The organism is Streptomyces sp. NPDC006294, assembly GCF_042870895.1.
In the GTDB taxonomy this organism is placed as follows: domain Bacteria; phylum Actinomycetota; class Actinomycetes; order Streptomycetales; family Streptomycetaceae; genus Streptomyces.
This window is the reverse complement of sequence record NZ_JBIAHV010000008.1, coordinates 120,875-135,581: the sequence shown is the minus strand read 5'-3', so window position 1 is coordinate 135,581 and position 14,707 is coordinate 120,875. Positions and strand designations below refer to the sequence as shown.

General features: G+C 68.0%; 15 protein-coding genes. 9 read left to right on the top strand and 6 right to left on the bottom strand.

The window, feature by feature from the left end:
* Positions 1 to 663: 663 nt before the first annotated feature.
* Positions 664 to 2,403, bottom strand: coding sequence for a chromosomal replication initiator protein DnaA (gene dnaA, locus ACFYOP_RS16010; RefSeq protein ID WP_356893973.1), 1,740 nt, complete (start codon positions 2,401 to 2,403; stop codon positions 664 to 666).
* A 360-nt stretch (positions 2,404 to 2,763) separates the two neighbouring features.
* Between dnaA and rpmH the strand changes: the two genes are divergently transcribed.
* From rpmH to ACFYOP_RS15965, 9 genes are all read left to right on the top strand, one after another.
* Complete coding sequence (gene rpmH, locus ACFYOP_RS16005) at positions 2,764 to 2,901, top strand: 50S ribosomal protein L34 (protein WP_078850492.1); 138 nt, start codon at positions 2,764 to 2,766, stop codon at positions 2,899 to 2,901.
* Between the two features lie 18 nt (positions 2,902 to 2,919).
* Entirely contained in the window at positions 2,920 to 3,291 is a 372-nt protein-coding gene (gene rnpA, locus ACFYOP_RS16000) for a ribonuclease P protein component (RefSeq protein WP_356893971.1), read from the top strand.
* Entirely contained in the window at positions 3,288 to 3,650 is a 363-nt protein-coding gene (gene yidD / locus ACFYOP_RS15995; protein ID WP_356893969.1) for a membrane protein insertion efficiency factor YidD, read from the top strand. Before rnpA ends, yidD begins: the two co-directional genes overlap by 4 nt.
* Positions 3,651 to 3,653: 3 nt before the next feature.
* Positions 3,654 to 4,952 (top strand): membrane protein insertase YidC, encoded by a 1,299-nt coding sequence (gene yidC, locus ACFYOP_RS15990; RefSeq protein ID WP_356893967.1) that lies wholly within the window; start codon positions 3,654 to 3,656, stop codon positions 4,950 to 4,952.
* Positions 4,953 to 4,966: 14 nt separating this feature from the next.
* Entirely contained in the window at positions 4,967 to 5,479 is a 513-nt protein-coding gene (locus tag ACFYOP_RS15985) for a R3H domain-containing nucleic acid-binding protein (RefSeq protein ID WP_356893965.1), read from the top strand.
* A gap of 120 nt (positions 5,480 to 5,599) precedes the next feature.
* On the top strand, positions 5,600 to 6,316 hold the full coding sequence (gene rsmG / locus ACFYOP_RS15980; RefSeq protein ID WP_356893963.1) for a 16S rRNA (guanine(527)-N(7))-methyltransferase RsmG: 717 nt from the start codon (positions 5,600 to 5,602) through the stop codon (positions 6,314 to 6,316).
* Positions 6,317 to 6,549: 233 nt separating this feature from the next.
* On the top strand, positions 6,550 to 7,623 hold the full coding sequence (locus tag ACFYOP_RS15975) for a ParA family protein (RefSeq protein ID WP_356894088.1): 1,074 nt from the start codon (positions 6,550 to 6,552) through the stop codon (positions 7,621 to 7,623).
* The gene (locus ACFYOP_RS15970) at positions 7,620 to 8,720 is read left to right on the top strand and encodes a ParB/RepB/Spo0J family partition protein (RefSeq protein ID WP_356893962.1); all 1,101 of its coding nucleotides are present in this window, start codon (positions 7,620 to 7,622) and stop codon (positions 8,718 to 8,720) included. Before ACFYOP_RS15975 ends, ACFYOP_RS15970 begins: the two co-directional genes overlap by 4 nt.
* Before the next feature lie 308 nt (positions 8,721 to 9,028).
* Positions 9,029 to 9,646: a GNAT family N-acetyltransferase gene (locus ACFYOP_RS15965; RefSeq protein ID WP_356893960.1), complete on the top strand. Its 618-nt coding sequence runs from the start codon at positions 9,029 to 9,031 to the stop codon at positions 9,644 to 9,646.
* 76 nt (positions 9,647 to 9,722) lie between these two features.
* On the opposite strand, the gene trxA is transcribed toward ACFYOP_RS15965, so the two are convergent.
* The 5 genes from trxA to ACFYOP_RS15940 all read right to left on the bottom strand — a co-directional run bounded on the left by trxA (position 9,723) and on the right by ACFYOP_RS15940 (position 14,628).
* The gene (gene trxA / locus ACFYOP_RS15960) at positions 9,723 to 10,055 is read right to left on the bottom strand and encodes a thioredoxin (RefSeq protein ID WP_356893958.1); all 333 of its coding nucleotides are present in this window, start codon (positions 10,053 to 10,055) and stop codon (positions 9,723 to 9,725) included.
* A 49-nt stretch (positions 10,056 to 10,104) separates the two neighbouring features.
* On the bottom strand, positions 10,105 to 11,079 hold the full coding sequence (gene trxB, locus ACFYOP_RS15955; protein ID WP_356893956.1) for a thioredoxin-disulfide reductase: 975 nt from the start codon (positions 11,077 to 11,079) through the stop codon (positions 10,105 to 10,107).
* A gap of 133 nt (positions 11,080 to 11,212) precedes the next feature.
* Positions 11,213 to 12,130 carry a hypothetical protein gene (locus ACFYOP_RS15950; RefSeq protein ID WP_356893954.1) on the bottom strand — a complete coding sequence of 306 codons (918 nt, stop codon included), beginning with the start codon at positions 12,128 to 12,130 and terminating at the stop codon, positions 11,213 to 11,215.
* Positions 12,127 to 12,831 (bottom strand): RNA polymerase sigma factor SigM, encoded by a 705-nt coding sequence (gene sigM, locus ACFYOP_RS15945; RefSeq protein ID WP_356893952.1) that lies wholly within the window; start codon positions 12,829 to 12,831, stop codon positions 12,127 to 12,129. Before sigM ends, ACFYOP_RS15950 begins: the two co-directional genes overlap by 4 nt.
* A gap of 39 nt (positions 12,832 to 12,870) precedes the next feature.
* Positions 12,871 to 14,628, bottom strand: coding sequence for a protein kinase family protein (locus ACFYOP_RS15940; protein ID WP_356893950.1), 1,758 nt, complete (start codon positions 14,626 to 14,628; stop codon positions 12,871 to 12,873).
* Positions 14,629 to 14,707: the final 79 nt, after the last annotated feature.

Sequence of the window (14,707 nt, the reverse complement as noted above, 5' to 3'; positions counted from 1 at the left end):
ACAGGGCCCACTTCCAAACGAATTCCGGGCTAACTATGAGTGGCAGTAGTAGTAGGGCCTGTGGAAACCGTGGATAACGTCGTTTACGCAGGTCAGACCCGTTTTTTTGTCCACCGGGCCTGTGGGCGGAGCCGGTGGACAACCCCGGTCTTCTGTGGACGCCGAAAAGTTCTGCACACCCGGTGCACAGCCAGGGGCCACTTCTCCCCAGTGCCGTCCCCAGCTTTACCCACGTTCCCCACAGGCCAATCGACGCCCTTGGTGTGACGGCTTTCACTCGACGCGGTGAGCGGGTGTGTTTCGTTGCCGAACAGTGGACAGGGGTGTGGAGAAGCTGTGGGCAACGAACCGCTGCCTGTGGGCCGCCGGTGGACAACGTTGATCACAGCCTGTGGACAGTTTCTGTGTCCACAGGCTGTGGAGGCCGGTTGACCACAAATCCCCAAGGCACTGACCTGGGAGGACAGTCTGACCACCGGTGCGGCTGTGGACCGTTTCTGGACAACTTCCCAGTCCCCAGGCTGTGGAGGGAAGATTCTCCCCACATCTGTGGAGAACGGCCCGACCGCCACTCGAATTCGAACACGGCCGGCGCCCGGAAACGGCGGAGGGCGCCCCGGGAACACGTCCCGGGGCGCCCTCAGGTGCCGTGGCGGCGGCTCGTCAGCCGTTCTTGATGCGGTTGGTGAGCTCGGTGACCTGGTTGTAGATGGACCGCCGCTCCGCCATCAACGCACGGATCTTCCGGTCGGCGTGCATCACCGTCGTATGGTCGCGGCCGCCGAACTGCGCACCGATCTTCGGCAGCGAGAGGTCGGTGAGCTCCCGGCACAGATACATGGCGATCTGCCGCGCCGTCACGAGCACACGGCTGCGGGACGACCCGCAGAGGTCCTCCACTGTGAGCCCGAAGTAGTCCGCGGTGGCCGCCATGATGGCGCTCGCCGTGATCTCCGGGGCCGCGTCCTCCCCGCCGGGGATCAGGTCCTTCAGGACGATCTCGGTGAGCCCCAGATCCACGGGCTGCCGGTTGAGCGACGCGAACGCCGTCACCCGGATCAGCGCGCCCTCGAGCTCCCGGATGTTGCGGGAGATACGGGAGGCGATGAATTCCAGCACCTCCGGCGGGGCGTTGAGCTGCTCCTGGACGGCCTTCTTCCGGAGGATCGCGATACGCGTCTCAAGCTCCGGCGGCTGCACATCCGTGGTCAGACCCCACTCGAAGCGGTTGCGGAGCCGGTCCTCCAGGGTCATGAGCTGCTTGGGCGGCCGGTCCGAGGACAGGACGATCTGCTTGTTGGCGTTGTGGAGGGTGTTGAAGGTGTGGAAGAACTCCTCCTGCGTCGACTCCTTGCTCGCCAGGAACTGGATGTCGTCGACGAGAAGGATGTCGACGTCCCGGTAGCGCTTGCGGAAGGTGTCGCCCTTGCCGTCGCGAATGGAGTTGATGAACTCGTTGGTGAACTCCTCCGAGCTCACGTACCGCACCCGGGTTCCCGGGTAGAGGCTGCGGGCGTAGTGCCCGATCGCGTGCAGCAGGTGCGTCTTGCCGAGGCCCGACTCCCCATAGATGAAGAGGGGGTTGTACGCCTTGGCCGGCGCCTCGGCGACCGCCACGGCGGCCGCGTGGGCGAACCGGTTGGAGGCGCCGATGACGAAGGTGTCGAAGAGGTACTTGGGGTTCAGGCGGGCATGCGGCTCACCGGGACCGGGCGCCGGCGCGGGCTGGGCGCCCAGCGGGCCGGGCGCCCCCGAGGGGCCGCCGCGGTGCCGGCCCTGCGGTTCGGCCATGGAATGACGCTCCGGCCGGGAGTCGTACTGCCGGCGCTCCGGCGGCTGCGGCGAGCGGTAGTCGTGCTGCTGCGGGGCCGAGGCGTAGGGGTCCCTGTCCTGGAAGCCGCCGAGGCGCGGCTGCTGCCACGACAGGTCCTCCTGGGTGCGCGGCCAGGAGCCGGGCTCGGGACGCTGCTGGTACTCCGGGTATGCGGGCCGCGCCGTGGGGAGGCCGTCGTCCGAGGGCCGGTGCCCGTAGCTGTCGTAGGGGTCGCCCTGCCGGTGGTCGTCGTGCTGCGGGCCCTGGTACCGGGACTGCTGCTGGGAAGGCGGCGACTGGGGGCCGGGCCCCTCACCGACGGTGTCGTCCACGGTGATCGCGATCCGGATCGGGCGGCCGCACTCACGGCTCAGGGTCTCGCTGATGAGAGGCGCCAGCCGGCCCTCGAGGACCCGCTTGCCCCATTCGTTGGGGACGGCGAGCAGGGCGGTGTCGGCGACCAGGGCGAGCGGCTGGCAGCGCTCGATCCACTGTTTGTCCTTCGGTTCCACGCCCTGCTGCCCCTCGTCGAGGAGATGCTCGAGCACTCGTGGCCACACTGCGGCAAGATCGGCAGGTACGTCAGCCACAAGGCACGCTCTCTCACAGGTCCCACGAATGTGTGGTTCTCGGGACGGGATGGGAAGACAGGCAGGAAAAGAATGCGAGTTCAGCCACGGTAGTCAGGCCGACCCGCGTGGTTCAAGTTGTTGTCCACAGCCTGTGCACAGTGGACCACGGTCTCGGCCTGGTTTGACCGGATGGCGCGGCCCCGCGTACCGTGACCAGGTCGAGTTGTCGATGGCTGCTGCCGCCTGCCTCCGATGGGCAAAGATCACGATCTGTGGTTGTGAAGCGGTGCACTCGGGCGTAAACGCGAGCTACTCGTGGGCGCACGGTGACAGCCAGGCGATGTCCCGCCGTCTACGAATCATTTCTGGAGCCCCCGAGTGAGCAAGCGCACCTTCCAGCCGAACAACCGTCGTCGCGCGAAGACCCACGGTTTCCGCCTGCGCATGCGTACCCGTGCCGGTCGCGCCATCCTGGCGAACCGTCGTGGCAAGGGTCGCACCAACCTGTCCGCCTGATCGCGTACAGGGCATGACGTGCTGCCTACCGAGAACCGGCTGAGGCGGCGCGAGGACTTCGCGACTGCGGTACGGCGAGGGCGCAGGGCAGGCCGCCCGCTCCTCGTCGTCCACCTTCGCAGCGGCACAACGGACCCGCACGCGCCTGGGGAGAGCGCCTCCCCGACGTGTGCGGGTTTCGTCGTGAGCAAGGCCGTGGGCGGTGCTGTCGTCCGCAACAAGGTCAAGCGGAGACTGCGCCATCTCATGCGCGATCGGCTCTCCGAGCTGCCCCCCGGTAGCCTGGTGGTCGTACGGGCGCTGCCCGGCGCGGGTGACGCCGAACATGCTCAGCTGGCCCGAGACCTGGACGCCGCTCTGCAGCGGCTGCTGGGAGGGGGCGTGCGATGAAGTACCCGCTGCTGGCTCTGATCAAGATCTATCAGTGGACGATCAGCCCGCTGCTGGGGCCCGTCTGCAGGTACTACCCCTCGTGCTCCCACTACGGATACACAGCCATCGACCGGCACGGCGCGGTCAAGGGCACAGTACTGACCGCCTGGCGCATCCTGCGGTGCAACCCGTGGTCGCCGGGCGGCGTGGACTACGTGCCCGAGCGCAAGCGCCCGCGGTGGCACGAAATGCTGCGCAACGCCTTGCGCGGCGACAGCAAGGGCGGGGACTCCGCCGCTGATGTGCCTGCCCCGGGGGCTGCCTCCGCATCCCAGGGCCCGGCCGCAGAGACCTCGTCCAATGCTCAAGGAGCCTGATTAGTGGACACGATTGCCAGTCTGTTCAGTTTTATCACCACGCCTGTCTCGTGGATCATCGTCCAGTTCCACAGTCTCTACGGGGCGATCTTCGGCCCTGACACGGGATGGGCCTGGGGACTGTCCATCGTGTCGCTGGTGATCCTGATCCGGATCTGTCTGATCCCGCTCTTCGTGAAGCAGATCAAGTCGACCCGGAACATGCAGGCGCTCCAGCCGAAGATGAAGGCGATCCAGGAGCGCTACAAGAACGACAAACAGCGTCAGTCCGAAGAGATGATGAAGCTGTACAAGGAGACGGGCACCAACCCGCTCTCCTCGTGCCTTCCCATCCTGGCGCAGTCGCCGTTCTTCTTCGCGCTCTACCACGTGCTCAGCAAGATCGCCTCGGGTCAGGAGATCGGTGTCCTCAACAAGGACCTCGTGAGCAGTGCGCGTGAGGCGCACATCTTCGGTGCTCCCATCGCCGCCAAGTTCATGGACGACCCGTCGAAGGTCGAGGCGCTCAACGCCTCACTGACCGACGTGCGCATCGTCACCGCGATCATGATCATCATGATGTCGGCGTCGCAGTTCTACACGCAGCGCCAGCTGATGCAGAAGAACGTCGACCTCACGGTCAAGACCCCGTACATGCAGCAGCAGAAGATGCTGATGTACATCTTCCCGGTCATCTTCGCCGTGATGGGCATCAACTTCCCCGTCGGTGTCCTCGTCTACTGGCTGACCACCAACGTGTGGACCATGGGCCAGCAGATGTACGTGATCAACCAGAACCCCACGCCGGGCAGCAAGGCCCAGGACCAGTACCTGCAGCGTCTGCTGAAGAGCGTCACGTCCCAGGGTGAGGTCCGTTCGCGGCGCAAGCGCACCGTCGTCCAGGCGATCGTCGCCAAGGGCACGGACCGCAACGACAACGAGCGCCGGTTCATCACCGGTCTCGCCAAGGCCGGCCTGGCCGCGCAGGCGGACGGCTCGGTGATCAAGAGCGAGACCGCCGTGGCCGAGGCCGAGGGCGGTGCCGCCCAGAAGCGCCAGCAGCCCAAGCGCCAGACCAAGTCCAAGCGCCAGGCGGCCACGACCCAGACCGGTGTGGACAAGCCCGCCGGCGGCACCGGCGCTGCGGCGAAGACGTCCCTGGAGAAGGACAAGCCCGCCGCGGGGCGTGCCCGAGCAGGCTCCTCGCAGGGTGATGCCAAGCCGAACACGGGCGGCGGCAAGGCCGCCGGTTCCGCACGCCAGCCCAAGTCGGGACAGCGCAAGGGTCCGCAGCGGCCCAAGCACCCGTCGTCCAAGAAGTAAAAAGGAGTCCATCCGTGACGGAAGGCACCATCTCCGCTGCCGCAGAGGGTGGCGACACCCTGACCCGCCTCGAGCAGGAAGGGGAGATCGCGGCAGATTACCTCGAGGGCCTGCTCGACATCGCCGACCTCGACGGCGACATCGACATGGACGTCGAGGCCGACCGGGCCGCGGTCTCCATCATCAGCGACACGGCCAGCCGCGATCTGCAGAAGCTTGTGGGCAGGGACGGCGAGGTGCTGGAGGCGCTGCAGGAGCTGACGCGCCTCGCTGTGCTCCGGGAAACGGGCGACCGTTGCCGGCTCATGCTGGACATCGCCGGCTTCCGGGCGAAGAAGCGCACCGAGCTGGCCGAGCTCGGCGGCAAGGCGGCGTCCGAGGTGAAGGCCACCGGCGAGCCGGTGCAGCTGGACCCGATGACGCCCTTCGAGCGCAAGGTCGTCCACGACGCCGTCGCGGCGGCGGGTCTGCGCAGTGAGTCCGAGGGCGAGGAGCCGCAGCGCTTCGTCGTCGTACTTCCTGCCTGACCGCTTTGTTCTGTCGGCCCCGTCTGTTCGCAGGCGGGGCCGATCTTTGTCAGCCTGTTAGTCAGCCACCACAGTCCACATTGCGGCAGTGCGGCAGTGCGGTACGGAAGGACGGTCCTCGTGACGGAGGCAGCACAGCTTCCCCAGGCGCCCGAGGCGGCACGGAAGGTGTTCGGTGAGTACTTTCCAGCGGCCGTGCGGTACGCGGAGCTGCTCGCGGACGCCGGGGTCAAGCGCGGCCTGATCGGTCCTCGCGAGGTGCCGCGACTGTGGGAGCGGCATCTGTTGAACTGCGCCGTCCTCTCGGAAGTGGTGCCGGAGGGCGTCACGGTCTGCGACGTCGGCTCCGGAGCCGGGCTTCCCGGCATCCCCCTGGCGCTGGTGCGGCCCGACCTGAAGATCACCCTGCTCGAACCGCTGCTCCGCCGGACGAACTTCCTGCAGGAAGTGGTGGAGCTGCTGGGCCTGGACCACGTGACGGTGGTGCGGGGGCGGGCCGAGGAGGTCCTCGGGAAGCTGACTCCGGTGCATGTGGTGACCGCCCGAGCAGTGGCTCCCCTGGACCGGCTCGCCGGCTGGGGTGTCCCTCTGCTGCGCCCCTACGGCGAGATGCTGGCACTCAAGGGCGACACAGCGGAGGAAGAGATCCAGGGGGCCAGGGCCGCACTCAGCAAGCTGGGTGTGGTGGAGACCTCGGTCCTTCAGGTCGGGGAAGGGCTTGTCGATCCGTTGTCCACTGTCGTGCGGGTCGAGGTCGGGGAGAGTCCGGGCGGTGTGAGGTTCGCCGCAAAGCGGGCCAAGGCGGCTCGGACGAGTCGTACCCGCCGTCGCCGCTGAGCCATACACGTAGCCATACGTACTGATTTCGGAGTGTCGTCCCGGTCTGGTCGTGCGGCCTGTGCATCGTGTTTCACGTGAAACGTCGCTCACTGCTGCAGGGAATCATCAGCCGCGGCCGTGCGGCCGCCCCGTCGAAGGGCCGCAAGCCCCTCTTGCGGGCTACGGATTTGTCCACAGGCGTGGATTCGTCCACAGAACCACGGGCCTCGCTGGTTCACGACCCCGAAAGCATGGCACGCTCTGTTCATTGCGAGCCTGATGTCGAGGAGAGTGAATCCTTGCGGTCCGACGCCAACATCGCGGGACCGATGACCGATCCGGTCCCCGGTCCCCGTACCGAGTCCACGGGGGAGGACGTTTCACGTGAAACACCGCCGCCCATGGACGACACCCCCATCGGCCGTGCTGCTCAGCTGGCCGTGGAGGCGCTGGGGCGTGCAGGTGAGGGTCTGCCCCGACCTGAGCAGACGCGCGTCATGGTTGTCGCCAACCAGAAGGGCGGCGTGGGAAAGACCACTACCACGGTCAATCTCGCCGCTTCGCTCGCGCTCCACGGCGCGCGTGTACTTGTGGTCGATCTGGATCCGCAGGGCAATGCCTCTACGGCTCTGGGAATCGATCACCACGCCGAGGTTCCCTCGATCTATGACGTCCTGGTGGAGAGCCGGCCTCTCTCCGAAGTGGTCCAACCCGTCCCGGACGTCGAAGGACTCTTCTGCGCCCCCGCCACCATCGATCTCGCCGGTGCGGAGATCGAGCTGGTGTCGCTGGTGGCGCGGGAGAGCAGACTGCAGCGGGCGATCCAGGCCTACGAGCAGCCGCTGGACTACATCCTCATCGACTGTCCCCCCTCGCTGGGTCTGCTGACGGTCAATGCCCTCGTGGCAGGTGCGGAGGTGCTGATCCCCATCCAGTGCGAGTACTACGCGCTGGAAGGGCTCGGGCAGTTGCTGCGCAACGTGGACCTGGTGCGCGGTCACCTCAACCCCACGCTGCATGTCTCGACCATCCTGCTCACCATGTACGACGGCAGGACGAGGCTCGCCTCGCAGGTCGCGGAGGAGGTGCGCACCCACTTCGGCGAGGAGGTCCTGCGCACGAGTATCCCGCGCTCGGTGCGTATCTCGGAGGCGCCGAGTTATGGGCAGACGGTGCTGACCTATGATCCGGGGTCCAGCGGCTCCCTGTCGTATCTCGAGGCGGCCCGGGAGATCGCTCTGCGGGGGGTCGGGATCCACTACGACCCGCAGCATGCCCACACGGGCCGGAACAGCCAGCAGAACATGTCGGAGGGGATCCAGTGAGCGAGCGACGTAGAGGATTGGGGCGTGGGCTCGGTGCGCTGATTCCTGCCGCTCCGCAGGAGAAGCAGCCGGATGCCCAGGGGGCCTCGGCCCCTGCAGGGGCCTCTCCCGTGCTGACTGCGGAGAGAGGGGTGGCGGCGGCCAAGGTCGCCACGCTGCCGGCCGCATCGGCGCCGCCCGAGGTACCCGCTCCCTCTCCCGAGGGGGAAGCTGCCGCCGACCAGGCGATCACCCCGGCAGGCGCCCACTTTGCCGAGGTGCCGCTCGGCTCGATCACCCCGAACCCGCGTCAGCCGCGTGAGGTGTTCGACGAGGACGCTCTGGCGGAACTCGTCACCTCCATCAAGGAAGTCGGGCTTCTCCAGCCGGTCGTCGTCCGACAGCTCGGTCCGAACCGCTACGAGCTCATCATGGGCGAGCGCCGCTGGCGCGCGTGCCGCGAGGCCGGGCTCGAGCGGATCCCCGCGATCGTCCGGGACACCGACGACGAGAAGCTCCTCCTGGACGCCCTCCTGGAGAACCTGCACCGGGCTCAGCTGAACCCGCTGGAAGAGGCGGCCGCCTACGACCAGCTGCTGAAGGACTTCAACTGCACGCACGACCAACTGGCGGACCGGATCGGCCGGTCCCGTCCCCAGGTGTCCAACACGCTCCGGCTGCTGAGGCTTTCCCCGCCGGTTCAGCGGCGGGTTGCCGCGGGCGTGCTGTCGGCAGGCCATGCTCGTGCCCTGCTCTCCGTGGACGACTCGGACGAGCAGGACCGGCTGGCCCACCGGATCGTCGCGGAAGGCCTGTCGGTCCGGGCGGTCGAGGAGATCGTGACGCTCCTCAACTCGAACCCGCAGAGCTCACCCAAGCCCAAGGGCCCCCGAGCCGGCGCGCGGCTGTCCCCGGCGCTGTCGGATCTGGCCTCTCGGCTCTCCGACCGCTTCGAGACGCGCGTGAAGGTCGACCTCGGTCAGAAGAAGGGCAAGATCGTCGTCGAGTTCGCCTCGATGGAGGACCTCGAGCGCATCCTCGGCACCTTGGCGCCCGGTGAGGGGCGTGTTCTGGAGAAGAGTCTCGGCGAGGATCCGGAAGAGGACCCGGACGCCTGAGTTCACCGGTCGGTGTTCTCGACAGGGGCGGGTCGCGTTCCGTACTCCGGAACGCGACCCGCCCTTTGCCTTGGTGCGGTATCGGTGCCGGGGCTGCGTGGATACGATGCGTTCTGGTATGACACATCCACCTTGAGCCACTTCGGAGAGAAGGCGACGGCCATGCGATCGGTGAGCTACGGCCAACTGGTGACAGCAGGCCTTGGGCTTGGGGCGGTGGGTGGCTTTGTCAGCAGCCTGCTCCTCGAGAGGAGCGCGCTGGCGGTCGCTCGCAGTGCGGCAGACGAGGGAAGAGAGGAACAGCCTCCATGGGGCGTCGGCTCGTACCGCTCACGCTGGACAACCTTCCGGACCTTCCCAAGCGTTGTCGGGCGTGTGTCTTCTGGGAACTCGATCCGGTCAGCGGTGAGGCTGCGGTAAAGGCCGGAACTCCCGAGCTCGAGAAAGAGGCATGGATCTCGGCCGTGCTCCTCGAGTGGGGTTCCTGCGGCCGGGTCGTCTACGTCGATGACGTTCCCGTCGGCTTCGTTCTTTACGCTCCGCCGGCCTATGTGCCCCGGTCCATGGCCTTCCCGACGAGTCCCGTGGCAGCGGACGCGGTGCAGTTGATGACGGCATGGATCATGCCCGGCTACCAGGGGCAGGGGCTGGGCCGGGTCATTGTCCAGACGGTCGCCAAGGATCTGCTGCGGCGAGGGTTCCGGGCCATCGAGGCGTTCGGCGACGCTCGGTGGAAGGAGCCGGCCTGCGTGCTGCCGGCCGACCATCTCCTCGCCGTCGGCTTCAAGACCGTGCGCCCGCATCCGACGTACCCGCGTCTGCGGTTGGAGCTGCGGACGACGCTCTCGTGGAAAGAAGACGTGGAGCTGGCGCTGGACCGCCTGTTGGGAGCTGTGCAGAAGGAGCCGGCGCTCCGGCCACTCTGACTGTGGACAATGAATGGGCCCGCCCCCCGAGGGGGACGGGCCCATTCATGTTTCACGTGAAACAGTGGAGCCGCGCCTACTCTCCGATGAAGCCCTCGAGGTCACGCACGATCGCGGCCTTCGGCTTGGCACCGACGATGGTCTTGGCGACCTCACCGTTCTGGTAAACGTTCAGCGTCGGGATCGACATGACGCCGTACTTGGCTGCGGTCGCCGGGTTCTCATCGATGTTGAGCTTCACGATCTGGATCTTGTCGCCGTGCTCGGCCGCGATGGCTTCGAGGGACGGCGCGATCTGGCGGCAGGGGCCGCACCAGGCTGCCCAGAAGTCCACCAGCACGGGCTTGTCGCTCTTGAGGACGTCCTCCTCGAAGGAGTCGTCAGTCACGTTCTTCAGGGCGCCGGCCACGGCGGCCTCCTTAACTCTCTGCGGGGTGTGGGGTGAGTGGATCCGGGAGTCAGACCACGGGGGTCTTCTCGGGCTCGGCAGCCTTCTCGCTGTCCGAGAGGGCGGCCAGGAAGCGCTCGGCGTCCAGGGCCGCGGCGCAGCCGGTGCCCGCGGCGGTGATGGCCTGACGGTAGGTGTGGTCGACGACGTCGCCGGCGGCGAACACTCCGGGGAGGTTGGTGCGCGTCGAAGGAGCCTCGACCTTGAGGTACCCCTCGCCGTCCAGCTCGAGCTGTCCCTTGAACAGCTCGGTCCGGGGGTCGTGGCCCACCGCGATGAAGAGGCCGGTCACCGCGAGCGGCGACTTCTCGGACGTCTGTGTGTTGTTGAGCGTCAGACCCGTGAGCTTCGGGTCGCCGTGGATCTCCGCGACCTCGCTGTTCCAGGCGAAGGAGATCTTCGGGTCGGCGAACGCGCGCTCCTGCATGGCCTTGGAGGCCCGCAGGGTGTCGCGGCGGTGGATGATCGTGACCGACTTGGCGAAGCGGGAGAGGAAGGTGGCTTCCTCCATAGCCGTGTCGCCGCCGCCGACGACGGCGATGTCCTGGTCCTTGAAGAAGAAGCCGTCGCAGGTCGCGCACCAGGAGACGCCGCGGCCGGACAGCATGTCCTCGTTGGGCAGACCCAGCTTGCGGTGCTGCGAACCGGTGGTGACGATCACGGCCTTGGCGCGGTGCACGGTGCCGGCGGTGTCGGTCACGGTCTTGATGTCACCGGTCAGGTCGACCGACACGATGTCGTCGGGGACGAGTTCGGCGCCGAAACGCTCCGCCTGGGCCCGCATGTTGTCCATGAGGTCCGGCCCCATGATGCCGTCGCGGAAGCCGGGGAAGTTCTCCACATCGGTCGTGTTCATCAGCGCACCGCCGGCGGTGACAGCGCCCTCGAACACCAGCGGCTGGAGCGATGCCCGCGCGGTGTACAGCGCGGCTGTATACCCCGCGGGACCGGAACCGATGATGATCACATTACGGACGTCGCTCACGGGTTTCTTCCTCGTCTCTGCAGACTGCCAACTGCCTACGGGGCGGTTTCAGGACTCTCACCCCACCCAACGGATCCTACGGGGCGTGCATTCCCGTAAAACCGGAGCGGCACCGGCGACATCGCGGACTGTGTCAGGAACGAGGGAAGGACTGCGTGAGAAGCAGCTCGCCCGTGGGGTCGGCCGGGCGGTCGACACAGTCGGCGTCGATGACATACGCCTGGACCCGGGTGCTGTCCTTGGGGTGTGCCATGAGGACGAGATAGGCGGTTGCGCCTTCGTAGGTCCCCTGTTCGACAGCGATCGGGGAATCGGCCCGTCCTGTCCCCTGCTGGACGCAGTCAGGTACAGCGGCGTCCGGACTGCTCTTCGGAGAGACGTCCGTCGGAGCGCTGTCCTGGGAAGGCGCCTTCTCGATCCTCGGCGCGGCCTCCTGCGTGGGTGCGGCCGCCAGCAGAGCGTGGACACGGCTGTCGAGAGCGCTGCCGGAGAACTCCGCGCCGCCACTGGTCGCCGCGCTCACGCTCGATTCCTTCTGGGCGGTCGCGGCATCGTCGCTGGAGCTTGTCTGCACCGACTGCAGGAACATCACGCTGACACCCACGGCAGCGGCACCGAGAACGGCGCTGAGGACGGTGGTGCGGCGACGGCGCGCCTTGCCCTTCCGCCCCGGACCGGTCGCGGCTCGCGGGTGCCCTGCCGGCCGGCCGGACACGGCCGGCTGCTCCGCTGCGAGAGGAGGCAGCACTGTTTCACGTGAAACGGGATCGGCTTCACCGCGGGCGGTGGAGTCGAGCAGAGCTTCAGCGGCCAGAGCGGCGTCGATGCGGCCCGCGATCTCGGCCGGCATACGTGGAGGACCCGGCAGCGTGCCCAGCAGGCCACGGATCTCTCCCAGGGACGTCTGCACGTCCGAGCAGAGCCCGCAGTCGTCGAGGTGCCGCCGCACCTCCGCGGTACGGGACGCAGGGAGGATGCCTTCGGTGAGGTCGGAGAGTTCCGAGACGTCCGGGTGCCCAGTTGTGTCGGCCCTGCCGGTCGAGGATGTCACGCGCGCCCACCTCCGCCCTTCACTGCCGCAGGGTCACTCGGCCCTGTCTCTCTTGGTCCCGACGCCGGTGGGACGGATGTCCCCGGCGTCCGGTTCCTTCCCACGCCGACCTCGCTGTTATCCCCGTCCTGACCACGCAGATGCCTGAGCATCGGCAGGAGGCGGGCCCGGCCCCGGGCACAGCGGCTTTTCACCGTTCCGGTCGGTACCCCCAGGACGCGCGCGGCCTCGGCGACCGGGTAGCCCTGCATGTCCACGAGCACGAGGGCGGCGCGCTGGTCCACCGGGAGTTTGGCGAGGGCGGCCAGCAGCTCGCGATGAAGGTCGTGACGCTCGGCGGGCGCCTCTGCCGACTCGTGCGGCTCCAGGAGCTGCTCCAGACGCTCCGCGTCGTCGACAGGTGAGGTTCTGCGGGAGGCGGCCTTCCGGGCCCGGTCCAGACATGCGTTGACGGTGATGCGGTGCAGCCATGTGGTGACGGCGGCCTGGCCCCGGAAGGTGTGGGCCGCGCGGAAGGCCGAGACCAGGGCGTCCTGGACGGCGTCGGCCGCCTCCTCGCGGTCCCCCAGGGTGCGCAGGGCGACGGCCCACAGTCTGTCGCGGTGGCGTCGGACGAGTTCACCGAAGGCGTCGGGGTCACCGGCGACGTGGCGTGCCAGAAGATCCTGGTCGCTTGCGTCGCCGAGCGTCGCGTTGTCCAACGGTGAGCCCCCTCCCCGTTTCGTCGGTGCGGCTGTCCGTCAGCCTGTGAACGTCACGTTCTCGATGCCCTGCTTGTGTCCGGCGCCGTTGTACCCGTCCTGCGCGGAGTAGGGCATAGCGGTCATCCACAACAGTACGTACCGGCTCTTGGTGGCCTTCTGGGCCGTCAGTGTGAGATCGGTTCCGTTGGTCTGACCGGTGGCGATCTTCTCCATCGAGTCGACGGAACCGGACGGCGACAGGGAGTCGACCGCGTAGAGAGTCATCGTGGTGTGGTTGCCGCCGTAGCGCAACGCTATGGAAGCACCGGAGACCTCCTTGTCGGACCCCAGGTCGTAGACGATGCCCACGCCCTTCTTGACCGCGGGCACCAGCTCCGGCCCGTCCACGAAGTACCCGGTGCGCCAGTCGCTCGCCGTGTCGTCGTCATAGGTGGCATCCACCTTGGCCGCGTTCTGCGGCCTGCCGTCCGGCGCGTACTCCTGGGCGCCCTGGATCGCCAGAGGCTCGGGCGCCTTGGGCTTGTCGTCGTTTCCTTCGGAGCCCGCGGTCTCCGAGGTCTTGGGCTCTTCCCTGGAGTTCCGGTCGTCCAGCAGCTTGTCGGCGATCTGCCAGCTGCCGAGACCCAGGGCCGCGATGAGCAGCGCGGAGACGGCCCACTTGAGAGCCTTGCCGGTGCGGGTCTGCAGGGGCGGGGGCGGCGTGGGCGTCTGCTGGGTGGTGGCTGGCGCCCCCGGCCTGTTCACCGGCCGCCCGTGGTTCACCTGCTGGTATGTGGTGCGCTGATACTCGGGCGGTGCGGTGAAGGACGGCTCCGGCGGCCGGATGCGCGGCATCGCGGCCACGGCCTTGGCCAGTTCGTCGGGTGTGGTGCACGGGGGTTCCTCGCGGGACGCCGTGGCACCGTCGTTGATCAGGGCGCGCATGGCGAGCTCGGAGAGGCCTCGGTGCACGCCGGCCCGCACCTGGTCGGGCGCGACCAGGCCGACTCCCTTGGGCAGCCCGGAGAGGCCGTACGCGTCGGTCTCGTAGGGCCAGCGCTGGGTCAGGGCGGCGTACAGCAGGGCGCCGATCGCTTCGGTGTCCGCGCGTTGAGGGCCGTCGGAGGAGATGCCGCGCAGGGCGGCGTTCACCGCCAGGCCGCGGATCCGGTACTGGCCCGTGGAGGTGCGCAGCACGGCCCCCGGCGTGAGCCTCAGGTGGGCGAGGCCCTCGCGGTGGGCGGCGGCCATGGCCTGGGAGATCTGGTCGACGAGCTGGTAGGCGTCGTGCGGCTCGAACGGTCCGGCGGCCAGCAGAGCGGTGAGCTCGACGGCGTCGGGGAGCCACTCGTGCACGACGTACACGAGGTCGTTCTCTTCGACGGCGTCCAGCACTTGGACGAACCGGGGGTCGCCCAGCAGTGCCGAGGAACGGGCCGCTGCCAGGACGGAGCGCGCCCGGGGGTGGTCGGACGGAAGGATGTGCACGCCGACGGCGCGCCGCAGTTTCTCGTCGACCGCACGCCAACTGCTGAAACCGTCCAGTCGGGTGACGCACTCCTCGAGCCGGTAGCGTCTGGCGAGCTTGTGACCGCTGTGGAGTTCGGGCGTGGAGTGGGGCGGTCGGCCGCCCTGCTGTTCACCGTCCTGTTCCGGCGTCTCCTTCCGCGTCGCGCTTCCGGAGTCCGCCGTAGGGGACTTCGCCGTCTGGGATTCCGCCGCCCCGTCGGTCGTGGCCTTGCCCGCCTTGGCGGTCAGCGGTTCGTCCCCGCCGTTGTCGGCCACGTCGACGGCAGCCGTGCTACGTTCCGCCACCGTCGTTCCTGCCTCCCCATCCGTTGCGCCATGGTCCAACAGCCATGCCAATTGTGCCCACAGTCCGACGCTATGCACG

Coding starts and splice junctions, on each gene's coding strand:
- yidD (WP_356893969.1), top strand. CDS start 3,288: ATGAAGTACCCGCTGCTGGCTCTGATCAAGATCTATCAGTGGACGATC.
- ACFYOP_RS15975 (WP_356894088.1), top strand. CDS start 6,550: ATGGCACGCTCTGTTCATTGCGAGCCTGATGTCGAGGAGAGTGAATCC.
- ACFYOP_RS15965 (WP_356893960.1), top strand. CDS start 9,029: ATGGGGCGTCGGCTCGTACCGCTCACGCTGGACAACCTTCCGGACCTT.